The 24,685-nt window shown below is 42.7% G+C and carries 19 protein-coding genes, 2 tRNA genes and 1 rRNA gene; 10 read left to right on the top strand and 12 right to left on the bottom strand.

The window, feature by feature from the left end:
• Positions 1-108 precede the first annotated feature (108 nt).
• From AC5EUN_RS13585 to trxA, 3 genes are all read right to left on the bottom strand, one after another.
• A complete protein-coding gene (locus AC5EUN_RS13585; protein ID WP_004979199.1) occupies positions 109-366 on the bottom strand; it encodes a hypothetical protein in 258 nt (85 codons plus the stop codon).
• A 411-nt stretch (positions 367-777) separates the two neighbouring features.
• Entirely contained in the window at positions 778-2,046 is a 1,269-nt protein-coding gene (rho, locus tag AC5EUN_RS13580; protein WP_004692266.1) for a transcription termination factor Rho, read from the bottom strand.
• A 330-nt stretch (positions 2,047-2,376) separates the two neighbouring features.
• Positions 2,377-2,703 (bottom strand): thioredoxin, encoded by a 327-nt coding sequence (gene trxA / locus AC5EUN_RS13575; protein WP_004692264.1) that lies wholly within the window; start codon positions 2,701-2,703, stop codon positions 2,377-2,379.
• A 263-nt stretch (positions 2,704-2,966) separates the two neighbouring features.
• Here trxA and ppx point away from each other — a divergent pair, with 263 nt between their 5' ends.
• From ppx to AC5EUN_RS13550, 5 genes are read left to right on the top strand one after another with little or no spacing between them, the layout of a single operon-like run.
• Positions 2,967-4,490: an exopolyphosphatase gene (gene ppx / locus AC5EUN_RS13570; RefSeq protein WP_004692262.1), complete on the top strand. Its 1,524-nt coding sequence runs from the start codon at positions 2,967-2,969 to the stop codon at positions 4,488-4,490.
• Between the two features lie 30 nt (positions 4,491-4,520).
• The gene (locus AC5EUN_RS13565) at positions 4,521-5,345 is read left to right on the top strand and encodes an acetyl-CoA carboxylase carboxyltransferase subunit alpha (RefSeq protein ID WP_078388708.1); all 825 of its coding nucleotides are present in this window, start codon (positions 4,521-4,523) and stop codon (positions 5,343-5,345) included.
• Complete coding sequence (gene tilS / locus AC5EUN_RS13560; protein ID WP_159153652.1) at positions 5,282-6,628, top strand: tRNA lysidine(34) synthetase TilS; 1,347 nt, start codon at positions 5,282-5,284, stop codon at positions 6,626-6,628. Before AC5EUN_RS13565 ends, tilS begins: the two co-directional genes overlap by 64 nt.
• A 28-nt stretch (positions 6,629-6,656) precedes the next feature.
• Positions 6,657-7,487: a pyrroline-5-carboxylate reductase gene (gene proC / locus AC5EUN_RS13555; protein ID WP_159153653.1), complete on the top strand. Its 831-nt coding sequence runs from the start codon at positions 6,657-6,659 to the stop codon at positions 7,485-7,487.
• 25 nt (positions 7,488-7,512) lie between these two features.
• The gene (locus AC5EUN_RS13550; protein ID WP_004979206.1) at positions 7,513-8,082 is read left to right on the top strand and encodes a YggT family protein; all 570 of its coding nucleotides are present in this window, start codon (positions 7,513-7,515) and stop codon (positions 8,080-8,082) included.
• Positions 8,083-8,222: 140 nt separating this feature from the next.
• Here the strand turns inward: AC5EUN_RS13550 and polA are convergent, their stop codons facing one another.
• On the bottom strand, positions 8,223-10,988 hold the full coding sequence (gene polA, locus AC5EUN_RS13545) for a DNA polymerase I (RefSeq protein WP_493352380.1): 2,766 nt from the start codon (positions 10,986-10,988) through the stop codon (positions 8,223-8,225).
• Positions 10,989-11,150: 162 nt separating this feature from the next.
• Here polA and AC5EUN_RS13540 point away from each other — a divergent pair, with 162 nt between their 5' ends.
• The gene (locus AC5EUN_RS13540) at positions 11,151-13,847 is read left to right on the top strand and encodes a DUF2339 domain-containing protein (RefSeq protein ID WP_493352379.1); all 2,697 of its coding nucleotides are present in this window, start codon (positions 11,151-11,153) and stop codon (positions 13,845-13,847) included.
• Positions 13,848-13,896: 49 nt separating this feature from the next.
• Here the strand turns inward: AC5EUN_RS13540 and AC5EUN_RS13535 are convergent, their stop codons facing one another.
• Positions 13,897-14,820, bottom strand: a complete 924-nt coding sequence (locus AC5EUN_RS13535; protein WP_004692251.1) for a mechanosensitive ion channel family protein — start codon at positions 14,818-14,820, stop codon at positions 13,897-13,899.
• Positions 14,821-14,829: 9 nt separating this feature from the next.
• Complete coding sequence (locus AC5EUN_RS13530) at positions 14,830-15,642, bottom strand: DUF432 domain-containing protein (RefSeq protein WP_017396988.1); 813 nt, start codon at positions 15,640-15,642, stop codon at positions 14,830-14,832.
• Positions 15,643-15,756: 114 nt separating this feature from the next.
• On the opposite strand from AC5EUN_RS13530, the gene gspE reads away from it, so the two are divergent.
• Complete coding sequence (gene gspE, locus AC5EUN_RS13525; protein ID WP_159153656.1) at positions 15,757-17,244, top strand: type II secretion system ATPase GspE; 1,488 nt, start codon at positions 15,757-15,759, stop codon at positions 17,242-17,244.
• Between the two features lie 47 nt (positions 17,245-17,291).
• Here the strand turns inward: gspE and AC5EUN_RS13520 are convergent, their stop codons facing one another.
• The 6 genes from AC5EUN_RS13520 to AC5EUN_RS13495 form a co-directional block, all read right to left on the bottom strand.
• Positions 17,292-17,699 (bottom strand): hypothetical protein, encoded by a 408-nt coding sequence (locus AC5EUN_RS13520; RefSeq protein ID WP_228276927.1) that lies wholly within the window; start codon positions 17,697-17,699, stop codon positions 17,292-17,294.
• Between the two features lie 288 nt (positions 17,700-17,987).
• Complete coding sequence (locus AC5EUN_RS13515; RefSeq protein WP_005400731.1) at positions 17,988-18,413, bottom strand: organic hydroperoxide resistance protein; 426 nt, start codon at positions 18,411-18,413, stop codon at positions 17,988-17,990.
• Between the two features lie 344 nt (positions 18,414-18,757).
• Positions 18,758-19,582, bottom strand: coding sequence for a carbon-nitrogen hydrolase family protein (locus tag AC5EUN_RS13510; RefSeq protein WP_159153657.1), 825 nt, complete (start codon positions 19,580-19,582; stop codon positions 18,758-18,760).
• Between the two features lie 23 nt (positions 19,583-19,605).
• Positions 19,606-20,127, bottom strand: a complete 522-nt coding sequence (gigB, locus tag AC5EUN_RS13505; protein ID WP_004692241.1) for an anti-anti-sigma factor GigB — start codon at positions 20,125-20,127, stop codon at positions 19,606-19,608.
• A 112-nt stretch (positions 20,128-20,239) separates the two neighbouring features.
• Positions 20,240-21,208, bottom strand: coding sequence for an RsbU family protein phosphatase GigA (gene gigA / locus AC5EUN_RS13500; RefSeq protein ID WP_078388698.1), 969 nt, complete (start codon positions 21,206-21,208; stop codon positions 20,240-20,242).
• A gap of 98 nt (positions 21,209-21,306) precedes the next feature.
• On the bottom strand, positions 21,307-22,209 hold the full coding sequence (locus tag AC5EUN_RS13495; protein ID WP_159153658.1) for an MlaA family lipoprotein: 903 nt from the start codon (positions 22,207-22,209) through the stop codon (positions 21,307-21,309).
• A gap of 548 nt (positions 22,210-22,757) precedes the next feature.
• Between AC5EUN_RS13495 and AC5EUN_RS13490 the strand changes: the two genes are divergently transcribed.
• The 3 genes from AC5EUN_RS13490 to AC5EUN_RS13480 all read left to right on the top strand — a co-directional run bounded on the left by AC5EUN_RS13490 (position 22,758) and on the right by AC5EUN_RS13480 (position 24,576).
• Positions 22,758-24,295, top strand: a 16S ribosomal RNA gene (locus AC5EUN_RS13490).
• A gap of 61 nt (positions 24,296-24,356) precedes the next feature.
• Positions 24,357-24,433, top strand: a tRNA-Ile gene (locus AC5EUN_RS13485).
• Between the two features lie 67 nt (positions 24,434-24,500).
• A tRNA-Ala gene (locus AC5EUN_RS13480) sits at positions 24,501-24,576 on the top strand.
• Positions 24,577-24,685 lie beyond the last annotated feature (109 nt).

Raw genomic sequence — 24,685 nt, 5'->3', positions numbered from 1 at the left:
CATTTGGCTGATTCAATTCTTGCCAAATAGTAGAGCTTTGTTTTTTGATAAAATTTGAGCATAAAAAAAGAGAGCCACGGGCTCTCTTTTTGACTAATCTCTAAGAGATTAGTGAGCTTTAGCTTCAGAAGCAGCAGCAACAGTAGCTTCAGAAGCAGCAGCAGTAGCTTCAGAAGCAGCAACAGTAGCTTCAGAAGCAGCAGCAGCAGCATCTACAGCAACTTCAGAAGCAGCTTGAACAGCTTCAGATGCAGCAGCAACTTCAGATGCAGCAGCAGCAGCAGGAGCTTCTTCTTTCTTAGCACAGCCAACGAAAGCTAAAGTAGTAGCAACTGCAGCAGCAATAGCGATTTTTTTGAATAACATGGCATCACTCTCTAAAATATGAGATTAAAAAAAACCGACGTTAGTCTGTTGTATGCTTTTATTGTTCCTAATTTTGCTAGGGACTAACAATGCAGGAGCAGCCTAACTGGTCTGCAAATATGCTATCACTGCGCATTTTGAATTGCTACTAGCTGGGATGAAAAAAGTGATAAAAAAGGTCTAAAAACAGGGCTTTTTTAACAGAAAATAACAATCAATGATGAGGTTTGTATTGGAGAAGTGCTGAATAAACATTTAAAAAGATGAAGGTTTTTTATTTCAAATTTTTGTTTATCAAAAACTTGCAAATAAGTTTACAGAGAATCGGATGAAATGTTGCTTTGTGTAAGCTAAGTCAACCAAATAAAAAGGCTGTCGTTAAGACAGCCTTTTGAGATGAAGCAGGTCGGATTAGCTGGTTGCTTTACGCTTCATTTGATCAAAGAAATCATCGTTGGTTTTGGTTTCTTTCATGCGATCAAGTAAGAATTCCATTGCTGCAAGTTCATCTTGAGTATGAAGTAACTTACGTAAAATCCAGACTTTACGTAGATTATCTTCAGACATTAAGCGCTCTTCGCGGCGGGTGCCAGACTTTTTGATGTTCATCGCAGGGAAGACACGTTTTTCCGCAATACGGCGATCCAGTGTAATTTCTTGGTTACCTGTACCTTTAAATTCTTCGTAGATCACTTCATCCATTTTACTGCCTGTTTCAATCAGAGCTGTAGAAATGATGGTTAGTGAGCCACCTTCTTCAATATTACGTGCTGCACCGAAGAAACGCTTAGGGCGTTCCAGCGCATGTGCATCCACACCACCAGTTAAAACCTTACCAGATGAAGGCACAACGGTGTTGTAAGCACGTGCTAAACGGGTAATGGAGTCGAGCAGAATCACAACATCTTTCTTGTGCTCAACCAAACGTTTTGCTTTTTCAATCACCATTTCAGCCACTTGAACGTGACGAGCAGGAGATTCATCAAACGTTGACGCAATGACTTCACCACGAACAGTACGTTCCATTTCCGTCACTTCTTCAGGACGTTCGTCAATGAGAAGAACGATCAGGAAACACTCTGGGTTGTTACGCACGATCGACTGAGCGATGTTTTGTAACAACATGGTTTTACCCGCTTTTGGCGGCGCTACGATAATTGAACGTTGGCCTTTACCGATAGGTGCAACCAAGTCAACTACACGTGCGGTTAAATCTTCTGTCGTCCCGTTACCAAGTTCCATCACCAATTGCTCAGTTGGGAAAAGTGGTGTTAAGTTTTCAAACAAGATTTTGTTACGTGAGTTTTCTGGCGTGTCGTAGTTAATTTGGTTCACTTTTAACAGTGCAAAATAACGTTCGCCTTCTTTGGGTGGGCGAATGGTTCCCGTAATGGTGTCACCAGTACGTAGATTGAAACGACGAATTTGAGATGGGCTAACATAAATGTCATCTGGGCCTGCAAGGTAAGAACCTGCTGCAGAGCGTAAGAAGCCGAAGCCATCTGACAGAATTTCCAAAACGCCATCACCAAAGATCTCTTCGCCATTCATCGCATGGCGCTTTAAGATGGCAAAAATAATGTCTTGCTTACGGTTACGAGCCATTCCTTCGAGGCCCATAAATTCAGCAATTTTGATGAGTTCGCCAATCGGTTTTTTCTTGAGTTCGGTTAAATTCATAGGAGGTCAGATAAGAATCAAAAATTCTAAATTACAGGATGAAAAGGAAGCAACATTTAGCCGCAGACATGCAATGAAGTAACGCAATTGTATTTGAACTATAACAATTCAGAGGACTGATTCATTGTTTGAAGAGAAACGTGTCAAAACAATTTGTATTGCCGAGCGGCGATCTTATGTGTTGTGTCTTTTAAGAAAATGACAGGATTGAATAATCCTTTATCTCTTGATCATGCAATATAAGAGAGAAAGACAGACTTGTCAATTTATAGCCGAAAAAAATACGCTGTTGTTTAGACAGCGTATTTCATTTTCAATCTAAACGGATGCTTAAATGTTTTCTTCAATGAAAGCAGTCAATTTCGATTTTGGTGCAGCGCCCACTTGTTGAGCAACAACTTCACCATTTTTGAACATAAGTAATGCAGGGATGTTACGGATGTTATAGTTCACAGCCGTTGCTTCGCAAGAAGTCACGTCAACTTTAACAATCTTCACTTTACCTTCGTATTCGTTCGCCAATACTTCTAATACAGGTGCAATTGCTTTACATGGCGCGCACCAGCCTGCCCAGAAGTCAACAAGCACAGGAACGTCTGATTGAAGTACATCAGCGTCGAAGTTTGTATCAGTTGTATTTACGATATTGCCAGACATGGATAGCTCCAGTTTCAATTTTTGGATAGTTTTATGGCTAATAGTATGTCATAGCCTGCTATCACTGAGTAGATGGATTACTAAATTTTCAACCTTTAGTTTGAATTTGTCTAATTGAAGCTCACGATGTTACTGATCGTGTAACACAATTGTCATATATGCCGAAATTTTAAAAGCTCGTCAATTTCTGACCATAAATGGCTTTTAAATTGCATGGAGGTGAATTAATCTAAGCACAATTCTGTATAGGTTTATATTAAATCATGTCTGATTTTTTGATTGATGAAGAGTTACTTGCTGCCATCGATATGGGGTCGAACAGCTTCCACTTAGCGATTGCGCGAGTGGACCATGGCGAAGTGAAAAAAGTTGCGTCAATGTCAGAAAAAGTACAGTTAGCAGCGGGTTTAGATGAAAATAAAAACTTAACAGAAGCCGCACAGCAACGTGGTTTGGCCTGCTTATCTCGATTTGTCGGACGTTTAGGTTCGGTTCAGCCGAATCGTTTAAGAATTGTGGCGACCAATGCACTACGCCAAGCCAAAAATGGACATGAATTTATTCAAAAAGCGGCAGAAATTTTGCCGAAGCACATCGAAATTATTGCCGGTCGTGAAGAGGCTCGACTGATTTATTTGGGTGTATCGCATACCATGGTGAACAGTGGGCGCCGCCTTGTGATTGATATCGGTGGTGGTTCAACAGAGCTGATTATTGGTGAAGAATTTGAGCCCATTCATACCGAATCTTTACAAATGGGCTGTGTAGCATTTACTAAAGCCTTCTTTGTCGATGGTGAAATTAACCAAAAAAGTTTTGATAAAGCCGTGGTTGCAGCACGTAAGGAGCTGTCAGGTATTGCCAATACCTATAAAGAAGCGGGTTGGGATACAGTGGTCGGTTCGAGTGGAACCATCAAAGCGTGTCGTCAAATTACCGTAAATATGGGTTGGAGTAATGAAAAAGAAGAACTCACCCGTGACGGTTTAGATAAGCTTAAAGAAAAATTGCTCAAATACAAACATGTCGCTGAGATGGAATTTGATGGTCTAAAAGAAGACCGTCGAGCAGTTTTGCCAGCCGGAATCGCTATACTTTATGCCATTTTCGATGTACTCGAACTGGATAAACTGGTGTATTCAGATGGTGCCCTACGCGAAGGGGTGATGTATGACTTGCTGGGACGTTTTCAACATGAAGATATTCGAGATCGTTCTGTACAAGCGTTAATGGGCCGTTATAACGCCGATCCAAAACAAGCTGAACGAGTCGTGAACATGGCTCAGCATTTGTTCGATGGTGTGGCGGATTCACTGAAATTAACCACGGAAGACAGTGATTTACTGCGTCGTGCAGCTTATCTGCATGAAATTGGTTTAGCAATTAGTCATGCGGGCTACCATCGTCATGGTGCATATTTATTGCAACATTCTGACATTGCGGGTTTCTCGCAAATCGATCAAAACCATCTGTCGCATTTGGTGGCCCATCACCGTCGTAAGCTGCGCAGTGACGCACGTGTCGATGTGATGAAGGTTGGTGGCAACAAATTAGTTTATCTGTGTTTGTTACTTCGCCTCGCAGTTTTACTGAATCATAGTCGTAGCGATCAGATGCTTCCTGCCATTGAATTAACAGTAGGCAATGCGCAACAATGGCAGCTGAGTGTTTCTGGTAATGCCGCGCAATGGCCTTTGCTGGTTGCAGACTTGCATGATGAGCAAGCGCAATTTAAGCATTGGGATGTTGAGCTGGATATCCAATCAGAACAATTTGTCGATGAATAAATTGGTCAATTAGGGATTTATGGTTGAGCTATGAAGAATAAAGCTGCGCAATCCAAAGCATGGACGACGGTTCAAATTGCACGTCATCCTGAGCGTCCGCAATTTTTAGATTATGTGAGTGAAATTTTTACCGAATTTGATGCTTTGCATGGTGATCGCTTATTTGGTGATGATGGTGCAATGATCGGTGGATTAGCTCGCTTTGATGGTCAGCCAGTCATGATTGTGGGTCAACATCGTGGTCGTAGTACGCGTGAAAAGTTACAACATAACTTTGGTATGAGTAACCCAGAAGGTTACCGTAAATCACAACGTTTACTCGATATGGCTGAACGTTTTAATCTACCCGTCTTTACCTTTATTGACACCATGGGTGCATATCCAGGTGTGGGTGCAGAAGAACGTGGTCAGGCTGAAGCAATTGCAACATCTTTGGCACAACTTTCAAGCTTGAAAGTGCCTGTCATTGCAACCGTACTTGGTGAAGGCGGTTCAGGTGGTGCACTGGGTATTGGTGTGGCTGACCGTGTGGTGATGTTATCCCATAGTATTTATTCAGTCATTTCACCTGAAGGCTGTGCGTCTATTTTATGGAAAACAGCTGAAAAAGCAGAGCAAGCCAGCGAAGCTTTGGCCTTGACTGCTGAAAAACTACAGAAAATTGGTATTGTTGAATATGTGGTCGATGAAGGTGAAGGCGCTCATCTCAACCCAGAACAAGTCATGCATGCTTTAAAAACCGTTTTAAAAGATGCATTGGCTGAGTTGCAACCAATGGATGCGAATGAACGATGCGAAGCACGTTACCAACGTTTAATGAAGTTTGGCAGCGACAATTTAGGGCTAGTGTCTTAACTGAGTTTCAGGATACGCCTGAACAGCCTCATTTTTTAATCGGATGTAGTGGTGGCATGGATTCCATGTTGCTACTCCATTTGATGTCTCATTTATTTCCCAAGCGCATTCGTGCCATCTATATTGATCATCAATTGCAGGATGTCAGTCCGCAGTGGGGCAGCTTTGTTCAAGAACAATGCTATGTCTTGGATGTCCCATGTGTGATTCAAGCGGTGGATGTTGATACAGGCAATGTAGAAAGCCAAGCACGTAGTGCACGTTATGCTGCCTTTCAGAAGCATCTTCTTGCCAATGAAATTTTAGTTCTCGCTCATCATCAACAAGATCAAGCCGAAACCGTTTTACTCCGTTTACTCTCTGGTGCGGGGATTCATGGACTTGCTGCCATGCAGAGCATCGACATACGAGAGCAATTTACAATTTGGCGCCCGCTATTGGCTTTGTCCAGACAGCAAATTGAGCTGTGGGCTGCTGAGATACAACTGAGAAATATTCAAGACCAAACCAATTTTGATACCAGTTATGATCGGGCATGGTGCCGAGCTGAATTGTGGCCAATCTTAGAACAACGCTTTCCGAAAATGCAGCAAGCTTTGGCACGTACCAGTTATTTGATGCAGGATGCCGAAACGATTTTGGCTGATGTGTTGGCACAAGATTGGGCCAGTTGCGGGAATGCTGCGGTTTTAAACTTAACCCCATTTCGTCAGTTATCTGCACCGAGACAGCGACAGTTGCTCTCTGCTTGGATGAAAGGTGAGGATTTATATCGCCCTGCTTTTGATATGGTGCAACGCTTGTTTGATGAAGTGATTGAATCCAAAGTGGATGCCCAAGCCGCATTGCATTGGAATCAGTATTATTATGTACGCTATCAACAACAGCTCTTTCGTGTTAGTAAAGCCGAGTATTTGGCGGAACAATTTCAGACGATTGAGTCAATTGAGCAACGGTTTAGTTTAGATCAAGCTTATGCATTGGCTTCAGGGAAATTTCGCATTGAAACACAAAAATATGGACTGTCTGCTAAATTGTTAGAGCAGCCTTTACAGATAAAACCACGTTTAGGTGGAGAAAAATTGCATTTGTATGGGCGTGTTGGGGCATGGCCGTTGAAAAAAGCCATTCAGAGCGCACAAATTTTTCCGTGGCAACGTCATACAATACAAATATTAAGCATAGATAATGTTATGCTTGGTGTTTTTACGCCTAAAGGATTTTGGTTGGTCGAGTCGGCTTATTGTGAAGCGGGTGGATGGCAACCAAATTTAATCGCTTAGTTAAAAAATTCAGGATAGAGAAATAATCATGAGCGCAGTGTTGAATCGTAATATTTGTTTTATCGGCGGTGGTAACATGGCTCAAGCCCTCATTGGTGGCTTGATTTCACGTGGTTTACCTTCAACTCGCATTACGGTTTCTGATCCTGTTGAACAAGTTCGTCATTTATTGGCTGAAAAAGACTTGGTGGTGACTGAGGACAACGCATCTGCTATTCGTGAAGCCGATGTCGTGGTCTTAGCGGTTAAACCTCAAGTTTTAGCCAATGTTTTAAAGCCATTAAACGGTTTATTTGACGGTAAGTTGATTATTTCGATTGTTGCGGGTGCTGAAATTGCCACGATTGCTGCATTAGTTGACAGTGATCGTATTGTTCGTGTGATGCCAAATACGCCTGCTTTAGTACAAACAGGTGCGCATGGTTTATATGCCACTGAGGCTGTAGATAAAGAAGACCGTGATTTGGCGAGCCAAGTACTTGCTGCAACAGGTTTGACCTTATGGGTAGGCGAGGAAGCGCAAATTGATGCTGTGACTGCTGTGTCTGGTTCAGGTCCTGCGTATTTCTTCTATATGATGGAAAGTATGATCCGTGCAGGTAAAAACCTAGGCCTAGATGAAAAAGTAGCAACGGCATTGACGTTGCAAACTGCATTGGGTGCGGCACAAATGGCAATCACCAGCTCAAATACACCAGCTGAATTGCGTAAAAATGTCACTTCACCGAATGGTACAACCCAAGCGGCACTTGAAGTGTTTGATCGTGCACAAATTTCACAAAATATCCAAGCTGCATTGGCTGCTGCTCAAAAGCGCAGTCAGGAACTTGCTCAAGAGCTGAGTGAAAGTAGCAAATAATCGTTTTATTTAGGAAAGTTCAAGTATGGGTGCAAACTCTGCGCTAATTTTTGGCATCATTATTAACGTTGCAATTTTACTGGTGTTCTTCCGCTTTCTCATGCAGTTGGCAGCGGTTAACTTTTATAACCCAGTAGTGATGTCGACCGTAAAAGCCACAAAAATTGTGGATATGTTTGGTCGTATTTTTCCAAATGTAGCGAAAGGCCGCGTTAACTTAGCGGCTTTAGTGCTTTTGGTTTTATTGTATTTACTGAAAATATTTGGTGTCATGTATCTCTCTGGAGCGATGCCGAATAGTCCTGTGCATTTGGTCATTTTAACTTTTGTGACCATGATTCAGGACTTGATTCGTTTCTGTCGTTACCTAATTTTTGCAACGATTATTTTAAGTTGGGTGGTGATGTTTACGCAGTCACGCTCGCCTTATATCGAAGTGATTCAGGAGCTTGCTGAACCATTATTGGCACCGTTTCGCCGTTTGTTGCCCAATATGGGGATGATTGATCTTTCTCCAATCGTGGCGTTCTTAGCGCTGTATATTGCCGAAATGATTATGAATGAAGTGGCGATTGTTCTGCTCACTGGTTTATAAGATTGTAGCGAATAAAAAAAGGACTCGATTGCGAGTCCTTTTTTTGTGGTTGAAATTTTTAGGTGAAGACGTTGATATTTCTTCTAGGAGGCAAATGACTTCCATATCAGCCTTCCTCCTAGGAGAAAGGCGCAAATGTTTTAGTGGGCTTCATCCCAGTTTCGACCTTTGCCGACTTCAACCAACAATGGCACAGAAATTTGCAAAACAGATTGCATCACGTCTGCTAGTTTTAGAGCCAGTTCATCTGCAATACTTTCATCGACTTCAAAAACCAATTCATCGTGTACTTGTAGTAGCATTTTGGCTTGATCTTTAGGTAGCATTTGATCAACAGCAATCATCGCCATTTTAATAATGTCCGCAGCAGAACCTTGCAGCGGTGCATTAATTGCGGCACGTTCAGCCGCTTGTTTGATCATTTTATTGCTTGCCATAATATCGGGCGTATACAAGCGACGGCCTAAAATGGTTTCGACAAAACCTTGTTCACGTGCAATTTGACGGGTACGTTCCATATAGTCGAGCACGCCCGGATAACGTTGGAAGTATTTCGCAATATAGCCACGCGATTCTTCACGGCTAAAACCGAGTTGACGGGTTAAGCCAAACTCAGACATGCCGTAGAGTAGACCGAAGTTGACGGCTTTGGCCTGACGACGTTGGTCTGACGTGACATCTTCAAGTGCAACACCTAAGACCTCAGCCGCTGTACGACGGTGAACATCTTGCCCATGATTAAAAGCATCGACTAAGGCTTCATCTTGTGAGAAATGCGCCATTAAACGCAGTTCAATTTGTGAATAATCGGCTGCTAAGAGCACGCGACCTTGTGGTGCAATAAAGGCTTTACGAATTTGACGGCCAATTTCTTCCCGCACAGGAATGTTCTGTAAGTTGGGATCGGTCGAAGATAAACGGCCTGTTGCGGTCAGTGCTTGGTGGTAACTGGTATGCACACGATGGGTATCATTGTTGGCTTGTTTTAATAAGCCATCGGTATAGGTGCTTTTTAGTTTGGATAACCCACGATAGTCCAAAATTAGCTCGGTAATCGGGTGGTCAATCTTTTCTAAAACACTTTCAGAGGTACTGTACTGACCTGTTGCGGTTTTTTTTCCGCCCTTAAGTCCGAGTTTATCAAACAGAATTTCACCGACTTGCTTCGGTGAGCTGACATTGAAACTTTGTCCTGCCAGTTCGGTAATTTGGCTTTCAAGATTGGCCATGGTATTGGCAAACTCAACACCGAGTTGGTCAAGGAAGCTTAAGTCGAGCTCAATGCCGTTTTCTTCCATGATGGTCAGGACGCGGGCAACTGGCATTTCGACATTATGTAAAATATTGACCAATTCGGGATGCTTTTGCAGTTTGGCATCGAGCACTTCAAACAGGCGATAGGTTACATGGGCATCTTCCGCAGCATAGTGCGCGGCGGTTTCGATCTCAATTTGGTTAAATGTTTTCTGTTTTGCACCTTTACCAGCCACTTGCTCAAAGGTCGTGGTTAAGTGGCTGAGGTAGAGACGCGAAACGTCATCCATCCCGTGACGAGTCGCCACAGCATTGAGTACATAAGATGCCAACATGGTATCGAAATACCAGCCTTTGAGTTCAATGCCATGATTTTCTAAGACATGTGCATCGTATTTCAAATGATGACCGATTTTCTGAACCGACTCATCTTCTAAAATAGGCTTGATTTGCGCCAAGATCTGTTCACGATCTAACTGCGCAGGTGCATTTTCATAATCATGCGCAAGTGGAACGTAATATGCATCTTGCGCATCGAACGCGACCGAGAAACCAACAATTTGCGCTACGCGATAGTCTAAACTGGTGGTTTCGGTATCAAAGGCAAAACGTTTTTCTGTAGTTAAACGTTTGAATAATTGAGTCCACTGTTCTGCACTGAGCACAGTATGGTAGTTCGCTTGACCCAGTTGGTCATCGACGCTGCTTTGAACGGCCTGATCTTCTGTATTAATAACAGTTTCAGATTGTGCTGATTTTACAATTTCTTGTGTTGCTTGTTTATAGGTTGCACTATTCGGATTGTTTGGATGATCGAGCGATTGCAACTGCTGACGGAATTCAAGCTCGGTATACAGTGAACGCAAGGCTTCGGTATTCGGATCTTGGAGCTTCAGATCGTCAAAGGTCAGTCCTGTCTCTAAGTCACAGACAATACTTGCCAGTTGGTGATCAAGCGCAATTCCATCGGTATGTTCTTTGATGTTTTGACCGACTTTGCCTTTAATTTTATCGACATTTTCTAAAATGCCACCAATCGAGCCGTATTCTGTTAACAGTTTTGCCGCAGTTTTTGCACCAACACCCGGAACGCCCATAATGCCGTCAGAGGCATCGCCCATTAAGGTCAGATAGTCAATAATTTGGTTTGGCCACACCCCAAACTTTTCAAACACGCCATTTACATCCATCGGCTTGTCTTTAAAGCTGTCTTCTAAGGTGACTTTATCGGTCACCAACTGTGCCATGTCTTTATCGCCTGTGGAAATCAGCACTTGCTGTCCCGCGGCTTCCGCACGTTTGGCCAATGTCCCGATGATGTCATCTGCTTCTGCACCTGGGAGCATGTACAAGGGGATACCCAAAGCACGAATTAAGGCATGCAAATATGGAATTTGCTCTGATAACTCCTCAGGCATACTTGGGCGGTCACCTTTATAAATGGGCGACAGCACATGACGAAAAGTTGGTTCTGGCGTATCAAAAATGACCGCCATATGTGTTGGCTGGGTACGACGCATCAGTTTTTGGATGGCAGAAATTGCCCCACGAATTGCATTGGTATGTAAGCCAGTTGACGTGGTGAGCGGTGGCAAAGCATGAAAAGCACGAAATAAAAAGTATGAGCCATCGACCAAGACAAATGGTGGCATTGCAAGATTCCTTATCCAAATAACCCGTTTATTGTACGTGATTTTGGCACAGAACAAAGTGTATTGATGTACCGGTTGGCATAGATGGTTACGGTTATGCGCTTAAAGATGTACTACAAGCTGATGTATTATTTGAAGATGAGAAAAAGAGATTGAGAACGGATGCAAACTGAACAGCGTGAAATTCGCATGATGTGGTTAATGGGGCTCACGATTGTTGCTATTGCAGCATGGTTTCTGGCCGTACCGCTGTTGAGTGCATTGTGTGGAATTGCTTTGATCATGAGTGTTATGCACTATGTTGATAGCATTGAAAACCCTAGTATGACCTTGGCGGAACAACGGGGCATTGCTTTTCAGCCAACGTCAAAAGTGCCGCTTTACCTTGCTGCTTTCGTCATTTTGATCGGTATGGTGGGGCAATGGGGCGGACTCATTGGATTGGGGATCAGTGGCTGGCTGTTCTTTTTCTTTCGATGGTTGCGTCGTCTAGAATATCTATTGTTATTCGTACAAGCACAACCACATCAGGTGATATCTGACCGATTCCCAGAATCTGAAAACGCTCCCTCTTTACCCACTATTCTAAACAACACAGATGATTTAAGTCTCAGTGAGCAAGTGAAACGCTGGCTTTGGCAGGGTAATCCTGTCTTAAAAGTTGCGATTGTGGTACTGCTGATTGGGCTTATTTTATTATTACGCTTTGCCACCGAACATTGGCAGTTGAGTCTCGCGGTTAAGCTGAGCCTCGTTGCTGCGGTAAGTGTGGGCGTTGTGATCTTTGGTTATGTGCTCCTACAAAAGAACCGCAGTTTTGCTTTGGCTTTGGAAGCACTTGGACTGTCAGGTTTATTTTTGACTTTGTTTTTTGCTTACTACAACGGTGTGATTGCAAGTTTAGTGATTGCAAGCCTGTGCTTTGTGGTGGTGATGGCGGTTACACTTTGGCTCAGTTTAAAACAACAGTCGATTGAGCTGGCGTTGATGGCGCTGATCATTGCTTATTTGGCGCCTTTTACTTTGCCTGTACGGAATGCCACTGCGATAGAGATGGTGGCTTATTATTTGATCATCAATATTGCGGTTGCTGTTTTAAGCACGTTCAGACCATGGAAAGTCCTCAACCAAATTGCTTTTTTAATGACGGTGGTCGTAGGCGGAGCTTATGCCTTTTATCAAGGTAAAGCGCCTGAGCGAGACATGCTAGCCTTGTTGGTTTTGGCACATAGTACGGTCTTTATTTGGTTGAGTTTTCGTTATAGTCAACTGTTGGCGCGTGAGGATTTAACTCAGTTTAAGTTGAAACCGATCTTGGATGTGGCTTTGATTTTTGCTACCCCTATTGTTGCTTTTGCTTTTTTGTATGTGATGTATTTTGAGGAGACAACATGGCAAGCAGGCTTTAGTCTCGGCTTTGCAGCGCTCTATGCCACGCTTTATCAACTCATAAAGAGAGCTCACAGTGTTGAGTTGATTGCGCAAAGTTATCTCAGCTTGTCCTTGGTCTTTTTGGCGCTGATTCCCCCTATTTTGCTGCCTGATCAGTGGGGTGTGGTGGGTTGGAGTGTTGAGGGGGCACTGATCTTTATCTACGCTTTGTATCGGACCTCGAGTTTGAGTCGTTATTTGGCGATGGGCTTACTGGCCGTGGCAGGGCTCTCAAGTCTGTACTATGTGGTGGAGCTTAATCGTTTTCCAACGGAAGTCTATTGGGCGCTATGTCTGAGTTATTTTGCTGTGGTTGCCGTTGCCAACAGTGTAGAGCGCTTTAGACAACAGTTGTCTTTTGCCACCATTGCCTTTTTTTGCTTACAACTACTTTCAGCAACCACCATGTTGTTTATTTTACTTTTGGATGAAATCGACAGTAAAAGTCAGGTAACGATGGCGCTGCTGATCATTGTGCTTTTATATACGGTGCTAAATGAATGGTTGCTCTACCGTAAAGCCAGTTGGTCATGGCTATTACCCAAATGGATTGGCCTGATTCCGCTGTATGCAGTTGCCTTCATTTTCTTGGTGGGCTTGAGCCATGATGGCATCATTATGTGGCAGTCTGGTTTAGACCGCCTATTGTTTGCTTTAACGAACGGATTGCTCACATTGTTGTGGCTTCGCCCGTTACAGGGCGTAGAGGATGAGCAGGAGTGGGTGAGTTTGGGGGCTTTACTGAGTTTGGCGCTCACCAGCTTAACCCTCATTCCAAGTATGCCGTATTTGAGCATGGTCATTTTACCGCTGGCCTTTGCTGCATGGTGCTATACACAACCGACTCAAACGCGATGGAGACAGTTTTGGCAAGCACGCAATACCTTAGTGCTCATGTTGTTTTGGATCGTGTGTTCTCAGATCTTTAGCCAACAAGCTTTTGCAGGGTACTGGTTACCCATTTTCAACCCATTTGACTTGGTCAGTATTGCGATGCTGATCGGTTTCATTTGGATGTTGAATTTACAAATGAAAGCGGGTTTGGAAAAAAGTCTGGGTGCCATTTTGATGATGTCGAGTCTACTTTGGCTCAGTAGTTATGTGGTGCTACGTGCGCTGCATGTCTATTTTGCAACACCCTATAATGACTGGAAAATGTGGGAAAATGCCTTGGTGCAACTGAGCTTTACTTTGCTTTGGGTCAGTTTGGCTTTCATTTGCATGCTGACGGCGACCAAACGGAACTTGCGTTCATTGTGGATTTTTGGTGGGTGTATTTTAGTTCTTGTGACACTGAAATTGGTCTTGTTTGACTTATCTCACATTGGGACACTCACCCGTGTGATTTCATTCTTAGGCGCAGGTTTGGTGATGTTGATAATTGCGTATATTGCACCGATGCCTGAACTTGAGGAAAAGACCAATTAAACAAGTTCAGCTCCTTATGTCTGCATGGATCATAAGGAGCTGAGGCGATTTATTTGATGTTCGGTTCTCGTTTCAAGGCTTGTGCATTGGCATATTGATCAATTTCTTCATTGGATAATGGACGCGAAAGCGGATGATCGACAAAACCCATTTTCGGCACAGGAATTTCGATTTGGTTATCTAAGAAACCATTGCGAATACGTTCCTGCATTTCATCGCGCACTTGTAAAAAGTGTTCTTGCTGACACCACACGGCAAACAGTAACTCAATCGAAGATTCGCGAAAGGCGGTGACGGTGACGGCAGGTTTAGGGTCTGCAAGCACCAAAGGATATTTATTAGCCACATCAATCAGCACCTCGCGTACTTTAATGATGTTCTCATGAAAGTTAATTGCTAGGGTGATGGGAATGCGCCGTATTGGAAACTTAGAGAGGTTATGAACTGGGGCTCGAATCAGTTGTTCATTCGGTAGTCGTACATAAATGTTGTCCTGAGTGAGTAACTTAACCGAGAGGAGGTCAATTGAAATGACTTCACCTTCAATGGTATTGCCGCGAATAAGGGTGATTGAAATGGTGTCACCAATTTCAAAAGAACCTTCACCAATCAGGAACAATCCACTAATTAAGTTGGATGCTGAGGTTTGTGAGGCAAAACCCAAAGCAACCGTCAAAATACCTGCGGCGCCTAAAAATACACTCAGTTTAAAACCAGCTTCTTTGAGGCTGGCCATCACAAAAATTAGGAAAATAAAGTAAAAAATACCACGACGCCAGACCAGCCGTTGGTGGGCGTTAAACTTGGTTCCAATGGTTCGGATAAAGGTATTTGAAACCAGACGTGCCAAGAGAAACCCAACAAAACACAGCACTAAGGCAATTAAGATTTCCGTTAATCGTTCTGTATTGATGTTGGTGAAAATGCCTTTTAGGCTACTGGTAATTTCTTGGGGAATATTTGAGTTTGGCATATTTCCCCCTTAGAAGAATGAATCAAACATATTAAATAACGCACTCGCCGAAGAGCGAGGTGGATGCACATAAATCACTTTGCCTGCATGCGGAGGCGTACGATTTTCGATACGGATTCTCGGTGGCCGATCGGCACCTTCATGCAAGACTTTAATTTGTGATGTCCAAAGTCGATCCGTACTTTCACTATAAAATAAAGGCAGGGCTGAAACAGGCACGTTCATGCGGTCAAAACGCAGTTGTAAATGGCTGGTATTGTGGAACTCAATGGGGGTCACTGCACGAAATGCACGTGGTTTGAGTTGATGCAATTCAGTTCGACCATCGACAGCTGTAGCGTAGGCAATTTCACCTGTACGGTGGTTTGGCCCAAACCAAGTTTCTTTGGGTAAAATCACAGGAATATCAAATAGGGGATCGCGCTGACCTTCAATAAAACCCGAAATCCATAACGGAGTGCTGATATACAGCGTCCCGCGCTGACCAGCTGGAATATAAATCGGGTCGACAGGTTTAATTACCACTGAACGATCGGCCAAACGTGGCATCAGTTGAATCGTATGGTGAGTGTTTTTAAACATGTAGCGTTTAATTTCAACGGGTTGTGGAAAGGCGAAATGTGGGTCCTCTATCGCATGCCACTTTTGCTCATAGTCATACTGAACTTGAGGACGATGGAACTCTAAACGCCATTCTTGTAGACCGCGGGTGAGGCGAAAAAGTAATGAGCCGAACTGCCACGCACGAGCTTGATTCAACTCAAAGTTGTATTCCCCCCACCATTTTAAATTGGGGCTATCCGATTCAAACAGTTCATTCATATTAGGCAACAGCACATTTCCTTATATTGCAAATCAGTGAAAAACAGACTTCACGCTGTCATATGCTTAGAGTACACTCAAAATAATATTTTTCATCATTATTATAATTTTAAGATGCAAGTGCTTAAACAATTACAAATTCCCTATAGTTTTGCGAAGCGTCATGGCGTGCTGTTGCGTTACGAAGGCGATCAAGCCTTTATTGTGCGCCGTGAAAGTACTTCGTTGTTGGCTTTGCAAGAGGCACGTCGTTTTTTAGGTGTGGCAGCACAACATCAACTGTGTAGTGATGAAGAATTTCACCAGCTTTTAAGCAGTAGCTATGCAGGGGACAGTGGCGAATCACAACAAGTGGCCGCAGGTTTAGAAGATCATCCCGATTTACTCAGTTTAGCTGACCAAGTGCCTGAAGCTGAAGATCTGATGGATCAAGAAGATGATGCTCCAATTGTTCGTTTGATTAATGCGTTATTGTCTGAAGCCATTCGTGTTGGCGCATCAGATATTCATATTGAAGCTTTTGAAAAGAAACTATCGGTGCGTTTACGTGTCGATGGGCAATTACGTGAAATTGTGCAGCCACGCCGTGAACTAGCACCGCTGTTGGTGTCTCGTATTAAAGTCATGGCCAAATTGGATATTGCAGAAAAACGGATTCCGCAAGATGGGCGTATTTCACTGCGTTTAGCCGGTCGTGAAGTGGATGTGCGTGTTTCGACTTTGCCATCATCACATGGCGAACGTGTGGTGATGCGTTTATTAGATAAACAAGCCGGTCGTTTGAACATGACACATTTGGGCTTATTGAAACCTGACTATGAGCGTTTAACCCAATTGGTGCATCGCCCACACGGCATTATTTTGGTCACAGGGCCGACAGGTTCGGGTAAAACAACAACGCTTTATGCGGCGCTTTCAGACCTTAATGATGGTTCGAAAAATATTTTGACCGCAGAAGACCCGATCGAATATCAATTGGAAGGGATTGGACAGACCCAAGTTAACACCAAAGTCGATATGACTTTTGCGAGAGCCTTAAAAGCCATGCTGCGTCAAGATCCTGATGTGGTGATGGTGGGTGAAATCCGTGACTTGGAAACGGCTGAAATTGCGGTCCAAGCATCACTCACAGGGCATTTGGTTTTATCTACACTGCATACCAATACGGCCATTGGTGCGGTGACCCGTTTAAAAGATATGGGCATTGAGCCGTTTTTGTTGTCGAGTTCTTTGATTGGTGTCATTGCACAGCGTTTAGTGCGAACCTTATGTAGTCACTGTGTGACATGGCATGAAGCCGATACTTTTGAAACACAACTGTTTCAGCATTTGAATCCAAAAGCAGAACTTCAGTTACCTCAACCGAATGGCTGTGAACGTTGTGCACATACAGGTTTTACAGGGCGGACGGCGATTTATGAAATTGTCGCTGTGGACGATCAGATGCGCCGTTTAGTTCATGGCAATGCCGCTGAATATGAATTAGAAAGTTATGCCCGACAACACTCAGGCTCTATTCGTGATGATGGTTTGCGTAAAGTGTTGGCTGGGAAAACCACACTGGAAGAAGTATTACGTGTGACTAATGAAGCGGCTGAGTAATGAGTGAAGCTAAAGATTAAATTTAAAAAATCCAATTTTAGAGGGGTTCATTTATTTTGAAATTGAGAGCCTTTAAAAAATGCAAGTTCCAAAGCTCTATATTCCGTAATGTCATAACCAACTTTTTGTTTCATTAACTCAAAAAATGCTGTAAATGCTTTTTCATTTTTTAGCTCTTCGATAAGATTTAAATACTCAATATAAGCTCTGGGCTTTTCTAGTCTATATTTATGTGGTTCTACATCGTTTAGAAATCTAAAAACACGGCTGTCCCAAATCGCATATTGCTTTGGGTTTATAAAATGTAAGAGTTTTGATGTACCAACAAGTGAATTGTTAAAGGTAGTTTTTAGCGTTGTAAGTTGTTGTTCATCGATAAGTTTGCCTTTTTTGACTTCATTTAAGATGAAGAGAACTTCTTCTGTATTTTTAAGATTTAGCGCTTTTAGGATCATGGGCATCCAAGAGTAAGTAAACTTATTCCGATAACCAAATTCTCTAAATTGATAGATTCTAAATTTTGGAAGTAATTTAAAAAATAAGGATAGGAAAGGAGATAATTTTCTTCAGTCGATTTAAAATTATTTGCAATATTAGTCAGTTGAAGAAAAGTTTCATCATTTGATTTGTCACGTTTCATTTTAGGTGTTTTTCTACATTCTTTAAGTCAATATAGAATATTTGAATAAATTAAATCCACCTAAAAATTAGTCTTTATTTTTAAGTGGATGTTCATTTAAAAATTAAACAATCACATTCAACGTCACATCAATATTGCCACGCGTTGCATTTGAATAAGGACAAACAATATGTGCTGCATCCACTAATTTTTGCGCTTCTGCTTGCTCTAAACCTTCTAAATGAATGTTCAAGGTCACTTGAATACCAAAGCCTGTTGGAATCGGGCCAATACCTACATCACCTTCGATATAAACATCAGGTGTAATTTTTAATTGGTCACGGTTAGCAACAAACTTCATTGCACCTAGAAAACATGCAGAATAACCTGCGGCAAAAAGCTGTTCAGGGTTGGTTCCACCACCTGCGCCGCCCATTTCTTTAGGAACGGTGAGTTTTACATCTAAAATTCCATCAGAAGAGGTTGCGCGACCATCACGCCCACCTGTCGCTTTAGCATGTGCTGTATAAACTACTTTTTCTAAAGACATTGTGATTCCCTGAATATTGTATTTGAGTCCTTATCCTGTCCTAAATTGCAGAAAGAATAAGCAGTGTTTTTGTAAATTTATACAGAGAATGCTTGCGATTAAGTTGAGGGTTTAGTTAATTAAAAATCAATGATATAGAATCCTATTATTGTTTTTTAACATTCGCAATCAGGGCTTGTCGATGTGAATGAAAACTGAGAGCGATTCGAGTGATTATTAATTTTAAAGATAAATTAGAGTCATGTATTTTATGAGAGCTAGAGCTACTCCATGAAAGAGCAGTAGTGAATCAATATGAAGTTTTTGTGCGAAGAATAACCTTGTCTTAAACGATCGCAGCGTGATTAAAACTGCACTAATTTTCGGTGTTGCATTAACGGCATGCTTTCACGAATTTGAACTTGTTCCGCCAAGTCAAACGGTACCGTAATCAACTGTGCACCCGGGTTAAGAATTAAATCCAAAACTTGACCACGGCTATTGGTTGCTGCTGCATGTCCCCAAGTTTGTCTCTTTTCACCATGCCAACCTTGTTGCGCTGCGCCTAACACGATGCTTTGGCTATCCATCGCACGGGCTTGTAATAATAACTGCCAGTGCATTTGCCCCGTGGTGTAAGTAAATGCAGCAGGAGCAGTCAAAATATTTGCACCACGCGCGCGTAAAGTTAAAGCCAATTCAGGAAAGCGTAAGTCATAGCAAACCATCAAGCCAATATTACCAAAAGGCGTTTTTGCCACAACGACATCTGTACCAGGTTCAAAAAACTTCGATTCTTTGTAGCCACCCACAGCATCGCCAACTTGTACGTCAAACAAATGAATTTTGTCATAACGTGCTTCAGTACGTTCAGGGCTAATGCAAAGACTGACTGTACGAACACGACCATCCTCAATAACAGAACCATCTGGACGGAACGGGCATGGGAGAGTACCCGCGACGATCCAGATCTGATATTGATGAGCAAGATTTTCTAAACGCTTTTGAATGTCTTCAAACTGTGCTGCTGTCTCACGTTGTTTGCCTGCAGCAAAACAAACGAAGTTTTCTGGAAACACAATAAGTTCAGCACCATTTGCTTTACTTTGTTGAATGAGAGACTCAATAACAAGGAAGTTTGCTTCGATGTCATTTTGAGAGTTCATCTGTGCAACAGAAAGTAAAGTCATAAATGGGCCTACAAAATTTGTTGTTATGCGTTTTGTTGCTGTGACACTTGATCGAGGCTGTCTTGTTCTTTTTGCAACTGTTTGACTAAAGGTTCAAACATATTTTGATTACTTTGATTCAGTTCCATCAAAGTCTTATGCGCATCTAGTACGGTGTTTAACATATTACGATGTGTAATGTGCTCTTCCATCAGTTCGAGGGTACAAACGTTTGGATCGCCACAGTAGTTTAAAATCACAAAAACCTGCCCTAGCCCCATACTGTTGGCTAAGGTAGTGATATCAGAGTTGGTGGACAACATGACAGCTTGGATATTATGGATCTGTTTAAGCTTTAAGCCTAACTTTGCCAAAATGCCTAACACAGTGCTGTCGATGAATGTAGTTTGGGTTAAATCTACGATTGCACCAACAACATTTGACTGTTGTTCAATACGGTTTAAAAGTTTGTCTAGACTGATACAAGATTGGGCACGCACTTCGCCAATAAGCTTAAAAATATGCGTTCCATTCAAGCTTGCATATTCAACATGACCTGTTGACATATAAATGCCATTTGCAGAGAAGGATAGGAAATTATCCCATAGGGCAAATACTTACTCAAGTATCTAACAGTCTTAGAAGATAGGATATTGTAATAAGTTATTGATAATTTGATTAATTCATTCGACGTAAACTTAAAATGGCAATATCATCTGCAACATGTTCTGGTGCTTCAAAGGATTGATTTTGCAAATGATACACCAATTGTGTGAACTGATCATTCAGTCCGCCATTGAAGGGTTCAAGTGCGCCATCGGAACAAATAATGAAGCGGGCATGACGGTTGAGTACACATTCATGCTCTTCAACTTCCAATTCTTCAGTAAGGCCCAAAGGAAAACTACTGGTATGTAATATTTTAGGAGCTTGATTTGGCTCAAAGATAATTGCGGGGGGGTAATGCCCTGCACTCGACCAGCGAAGTTGATGGGTTTCGAGGTTTAAAATCCCTGCAATCATGGTGATGTGCTTTTCAATATTCTCTTGAACTAACATGCCATTGAGTTTCTTAATGAGTCCACGCGGTGTTTTTGCACGACCATGAAAAGCCGCCATCCAAGAGGTTAATAAACTACTGGTGACCCCATGACCGGATACATCAGCCAAATAGAACATCACTTCTTTATCGCTAATTTTCCAATAATCAAACCAGTCTCCAGACAAATAAGCAGAAGGTTGAAAAAACGTTTCAACGGTGTAGTTTTGGAGTTCTATAGGGTTTGGTAAAAGTCGCTTTTGTAACTCTGCAGCGGAAGGCAGATCGCGACTGTCTTGATTACGCTTATATTGAGCATCAATTTTGAGTAAGGATTGCTGTGGGTTACTGGGCAGTTTATTCCACATCCAACCTGCTAAAGCACCGAGTTCCCAAGCTTGGGCTAAAGCACTACCTTCATTTTCAAAGGCAAGGACAATGGTAGGCAGTGTCCATTTATAATCTAAATAATCTTGGATATCGGCAATAGCAATAATAGTCGGGTCATAAAGATCAATGTCTTCTATGCGAATCATTTGCACACTTGGTAGTGTGTCTAGCACCTGTTCTAAATATGGAATATGGCGAGAAGGTTGAATGAAATACATAAAAAAAATGGCTTATCCTTAGCATTAAGCTATTGCTTTACTATAACAAGCAAATTACAGCTAGAGAAAAAAAATTCAACTCTAGCTGCAATACATTGTTATTCCGTATCTAACATTTGATGCGATTCATTGGTTGATGGAGAGCTAGAAGAATCATCATCACCGACCTCATCAATGAACATTCCTTCAGCTTCTTGGCCTTTTTTCTCAGCAATAATGAAGTTTTTACGTTGTAAATAAATATCACGAATTGAGGAATATTTGTCGCCTTGAATCGCACCCTCAATATCAATCAGTTGTGATCGCACATCAATACCACGTAAAGCCTGTTCCGCCCAATACAGGCCTTCTTCATCTTCTAAAATATATCTTTGTGGGCGTGCATAGCCATCAACAACCAAACCAAAGCCATCACGGAAAGTGCTTGGTCCAAAAATTGGGAGTACTAGATATGGGCCAGATGGAACCCCCCAATAGCCAAGAGTCGTACCAAAGTTTTCATCTTCAGTTTCTAAACCTAAGCGCGAAGCAGGATCTGCAAAACCTAAAGTAGTTACCGTATTAATGGTAAATCGACCTAAAGTTTTTGCGGCACGGCCGGGACGACCTTGTATAAGTTGGTTCACCGCATTCCAAGGTTCACCGAGGTTTTTACGAAAGCCACTATAAGAGTCACGAATCGGAGAAGGGATCTTTTCTTTATATTCCACCGCAATTGGGCGAACGATCGCACGGTCTAAAGCATCATTGACGGCAAAAATTTGTCTATTTAAAGGTTGAAGCGGATCTTTTACATTATCAGGTTGTGCTGCATTGGCATCTACTTTTAAATCTTTTGCTTTAATATTCTTTAATTCTTTAAGCGAAGAAGATTGAGCTGTTTGCGGATCAGCACTGGTATCTATTTCGCTGGCAGCTGTAGGCGCTACATCTTCAGCAAATGCAAATGTTGTAAAGCCTACAAAGAGTAGACCAGCACATAAGTGGCGAATGTGTTGCATATAAAAGAGTTCCGGAACTTTATAATCAGCAGGTGAATTAAAAAAATAATCTTTTAACTATCTTAACAGCTCTTTATTGCTCATTGTTAAATCAAATTTTAAGAAATGTTAGTAAAAAAGCGATATTTTGCTGAATAAGTAAACAGTTGGAGGTTTTTTTATAAATAATTGAATAAAGGGGGTTGTGTTGGTTTGGAAATGCTGTAGAATGCACATCCATCGGCGGTGATGTTGATTAAAACTTGTTGAGAAACAAGGATTTAGCCCAAGCGGTAGAATCTGGAAGTCTTGAATAAGTTTAAAAATAATTAACAAAACCAGTTGACTTCTTCTTGAAAGAGAGTAGTATAGCCGACCTAGCTTGCTGATGACGAATCAGCAAGAAGATCATTAAGAGATTATGAAGAACAACTTGTGTGGATTTTTACTGATTGATCGATCGAAAATATTTCATTGATTGAAGGTAAAAATTACTCGAAGTTTATTTGAGAAATATTTGTCAGAAAATTGATGAGCCAAGATTTGTAGCCATAAGCTACTAATGATTTTAACTGAAGAGTTTGATCATGGCTCAGATTGAACGCTGGCGGCAGGCTTAACACATGCAAGTCGAGCGGGGAAGGGTAGCTTGCTACCTGACCTAGCGGCGGACGGGTGAGTAATGCTTAGGAATCTGCCTATTAGTGGGGGACAACATTCCGAAAGGAATGCTAATACCGCATACGCCCTACGGGGGAAAGCAGGGGATCTTCGGACCTTGCGCTAATAGATGAGCCTAAGTCAGATTAGCTAGTTGGTGGGGTAAAGGCCTACCAAGGCGACGATCTGTAGCGGGTCTGAGAGGATGATCCGCCACACTGGGACTGAGACACGGCCCAGACTCCTACGGGAGGCAGCAGTGGGGAATATTGGACAATGGGCGAAAGCCTGATCCAGCCATGCCGCGTGTGTGAAGAAGGCCTTTTGGTTGTAAAGCACTTTAAGCGAGGAGGAGGCTACTTGGATTAATACTCTAGGATAGTGGACGTTACTCGCAGAATAAGCACCGGCTAACTCTGTGCCAGCAGCCGCGGTAATACAGAGGGTGCGAGCGTTAATCGGATTTACTGGGCGTAAAGCGTGCGTAGGCGGCTTTTTAAGTCGGATGTGAAATCCCTGAGCTTAACTTAGGAATTGCATTCGATACTGGGAAGCTAGAGTATGGGAGAGGATGGTAGAATTCCAGGTGTAGCGGTGAAATGCGTAGAGATCTGGAGGAATACCGATGGCGAAGGCAGCCATCTGGCCTAATACTGACGCTGAGGTACGAAAGCATGGGGAGCAAACAGGATTAGATACCCTGGTAGTCCATGCCGTAAACGATGTCTACTAGCCGTTGGGGCCTTTGAGGCTTTAGTGGCGCAGCTAACGCGATAAGTAGACCGCCTGGGGAGTACGGTCGCAAGACTAAAACTCAAATGAATTGACGGGGGCCCGCACAAGCGGTGGAGCATGTGGTTTAATTCGATGCAACGCGAAGAACCTTACCTGGTCTTGACATAGTAAGAACTTTCCAGAGATGGATTGGTGCCTTCGGGAACTTACATACAGGTGCTGCATGGCTGTCGTCAGCTCGTGTCGTGAGATGTTGGGTTAAGTCCCGCAACGAGCGCAACCCTTTTCCTTATTTGCCAGCGGGTTAAGCCGGGAACTTTAAGGATACTGCCAGTGACAAACTGGAGGAAGGCGGGGACGACGTCAAGTCATCATGGCCCTTACGACCAGGGCTACACACGTGCTACAATGGTCGGTACAAAGGGTTGCTACCTAGCGATAGGATGCTAATCTCAAAAAGCCGATCGTAGTCCGGATTGGAGTCTGCAACTCGACTCCATGAAGTCGGAATCGCTAGTAATCGCGGATCAGAATGCCGCGGTGAATACGTTCCCGGGCCTTGTACACACCGCCCGTCACACCATGGGAATTTGTTGCACCAGAAGTAGGTAGTCTAACCGCAAGGAGGACGCTTACCACGGTGTGGCCGATGACTGGGGTGAAGTCGTAACAAGGTAGCCGTAGGGGAACCTGCGGCTGGATCACCTCCTTAACGAAAGATTGACGATTGGTAAGAATCCACAACAAGTTGTTCTTCATGACGATGTATCTGAGGGTCTGTAGCTCAGTTGGTTAGAGCACACGCTTGATAAGCGTGGGGTCACAAGTTCAAGTCTTGTCAGACCCACCAAATCTGACTAACAAGCATTGTTAAATGCTGAATACAGAAAACAGAAACATTGACTTATTGATAAGCTGGGGACTTAGCTTAGTTGGTAGAGCGCCTGCTTTGCACGCAGGAGGTCAGGAGTTCGACTCTCCTAGTCTCCACCATAGATTATAGAACTTAGTAAGTTAAAGCTTATTAACTTCTGTGATTTATCACAGTTTCCTGACCTGACGAAGGCTGGAAAAATCATTAACAGAATATATTTGAGTTGAA

This window comes from Acinetobacter sp. CAU_H_S170_2 (assembly GCF_058890445.1).
This window is presented reverse-complemented; position numbering and strand designations above follow the sequence as displayed.

Coding starts and splice junctions, on each gene's coding strand:
- trxA (WP_004692264.1), bottom strand. CDS start 2,703: ATGTCTGGCAATATCGTAAATACAACTGATACAAACTTCGACGCTGAT.
- AC5EUN_RS13520 (WP_228276927.1), bottom strand. CDS start 17,699: ATGATCCTAAAAGCGCTAAATCTTAAAAATACAGAAGAAGTTCTCTTC.
- proC (WP_159153653.1), top strand. CDS start 6,657: ATGAGCGCAGTGTTGAATCGTAATATTTGTTTTATCGGCGGTGGTAAC.
- AC5EUN_RS13565 (WP_078388708.1), top strand. CDS start 4,521: ATGAAGAATAAAGCTGCGCAATCCAAAGCATGGACGACGGTTCAAATT.
- AC5EUN_RS13535 (WP_004692251.1), bottom strand. CDS start 14,820: ATGCCAAACTCAAATATTCCCCAAGAAATTACCAGTAGCCTAAAAGGC.
- gigA (WP_078388698.1), bottom strand. CDS start 21,208: ATGTATTTCATTCAACCTTCTCGCCATATTCCATATTTAGAACAGGTG.
- AC5EUN_RS13515 (WP_005400731.1), bottom strand. CDS start 18,413: ATGTCTTTAGAAAAAGTAGTTTATACAGCACATGCTAAAGCGACAGGT.
- polA (WP_493352380.1), bottom strand. CDS start 10,988: ATGCCACCATTTGTCTTGGTCGATGGCTCATACTTTTTATTTCGTGCT.
- AC5EUN_RS13510 (WP_159153657.1), bottom strand. CDS start 19,582: ATGACTTTACTTTCTGTTGCACAGATGAACTCTCAAAATGACATCGAA.
- AC5EUN_RS13550 (WP_004979206.1), top strand. CDS start 7,513: ATGGGTGCAAACTCTGCGCTAATTTTTGGCATCATTATTAACGTTGCA.
- AC5EUN_RS13495 (WP_159153658.1), bottom strand. CDS start 22,209: ATGCAACACATTCGCCACTTATGTGCTGGTCTACTCTTTGTAGGCTTT.
- tilS (WP_159153652.1), top strand. CDS start 5,282: ATGCGAAGCACGTTACCAACGTTTAATGAAGTTTGGCAGCGACAATTT.
- AC5EUN_RS13540 (WP_493352379.1), top strand. CDS start 11,151: ATGCAAACTGAACAGCGTGAAATTCGCATGATGTGGTTAATGGGGCTC.
- rho (WP_004692266.1), bottom strand. CDS start 2,046: ATGAATTTAACCGAACTCAAGAAAAAACCGATTGGCGAACTCATCAAA.
- gspE (WP_159153656.1), top strand. CDS start 15,757: ATGCAAGTGCTTAAACAATTACAAATTCCCTATAGTTTTGCGAAGCGT.
- gigB (WP_004692241.1), bottom strand. CDS start 20,127: ATGTCAACAGGTCATGTTGAATATGCAAGCTTGAATGGAACGCATATT.
- AC5EUN_RS13530 (WP_017396988.1), bottom strand. CDS start 15,642: ATGAATGAACTGTTTGAATCGGATAGCCCCAATTTAAAATGGTGGGGG.
- AC5EUN_RS13585 (WP_004979199.1), bottom strand. CDS start 366: ATGTTATTCAAAAAAATCGCTATTGCTGCTGCAGTTGCTACTACTTTA.
- ppx (WP_004692262.1), top strand. CDS start 2,967: ATGTCTGATTTTTTGATTGATGAAGAGTTACTTGCTGCCATCGATATG.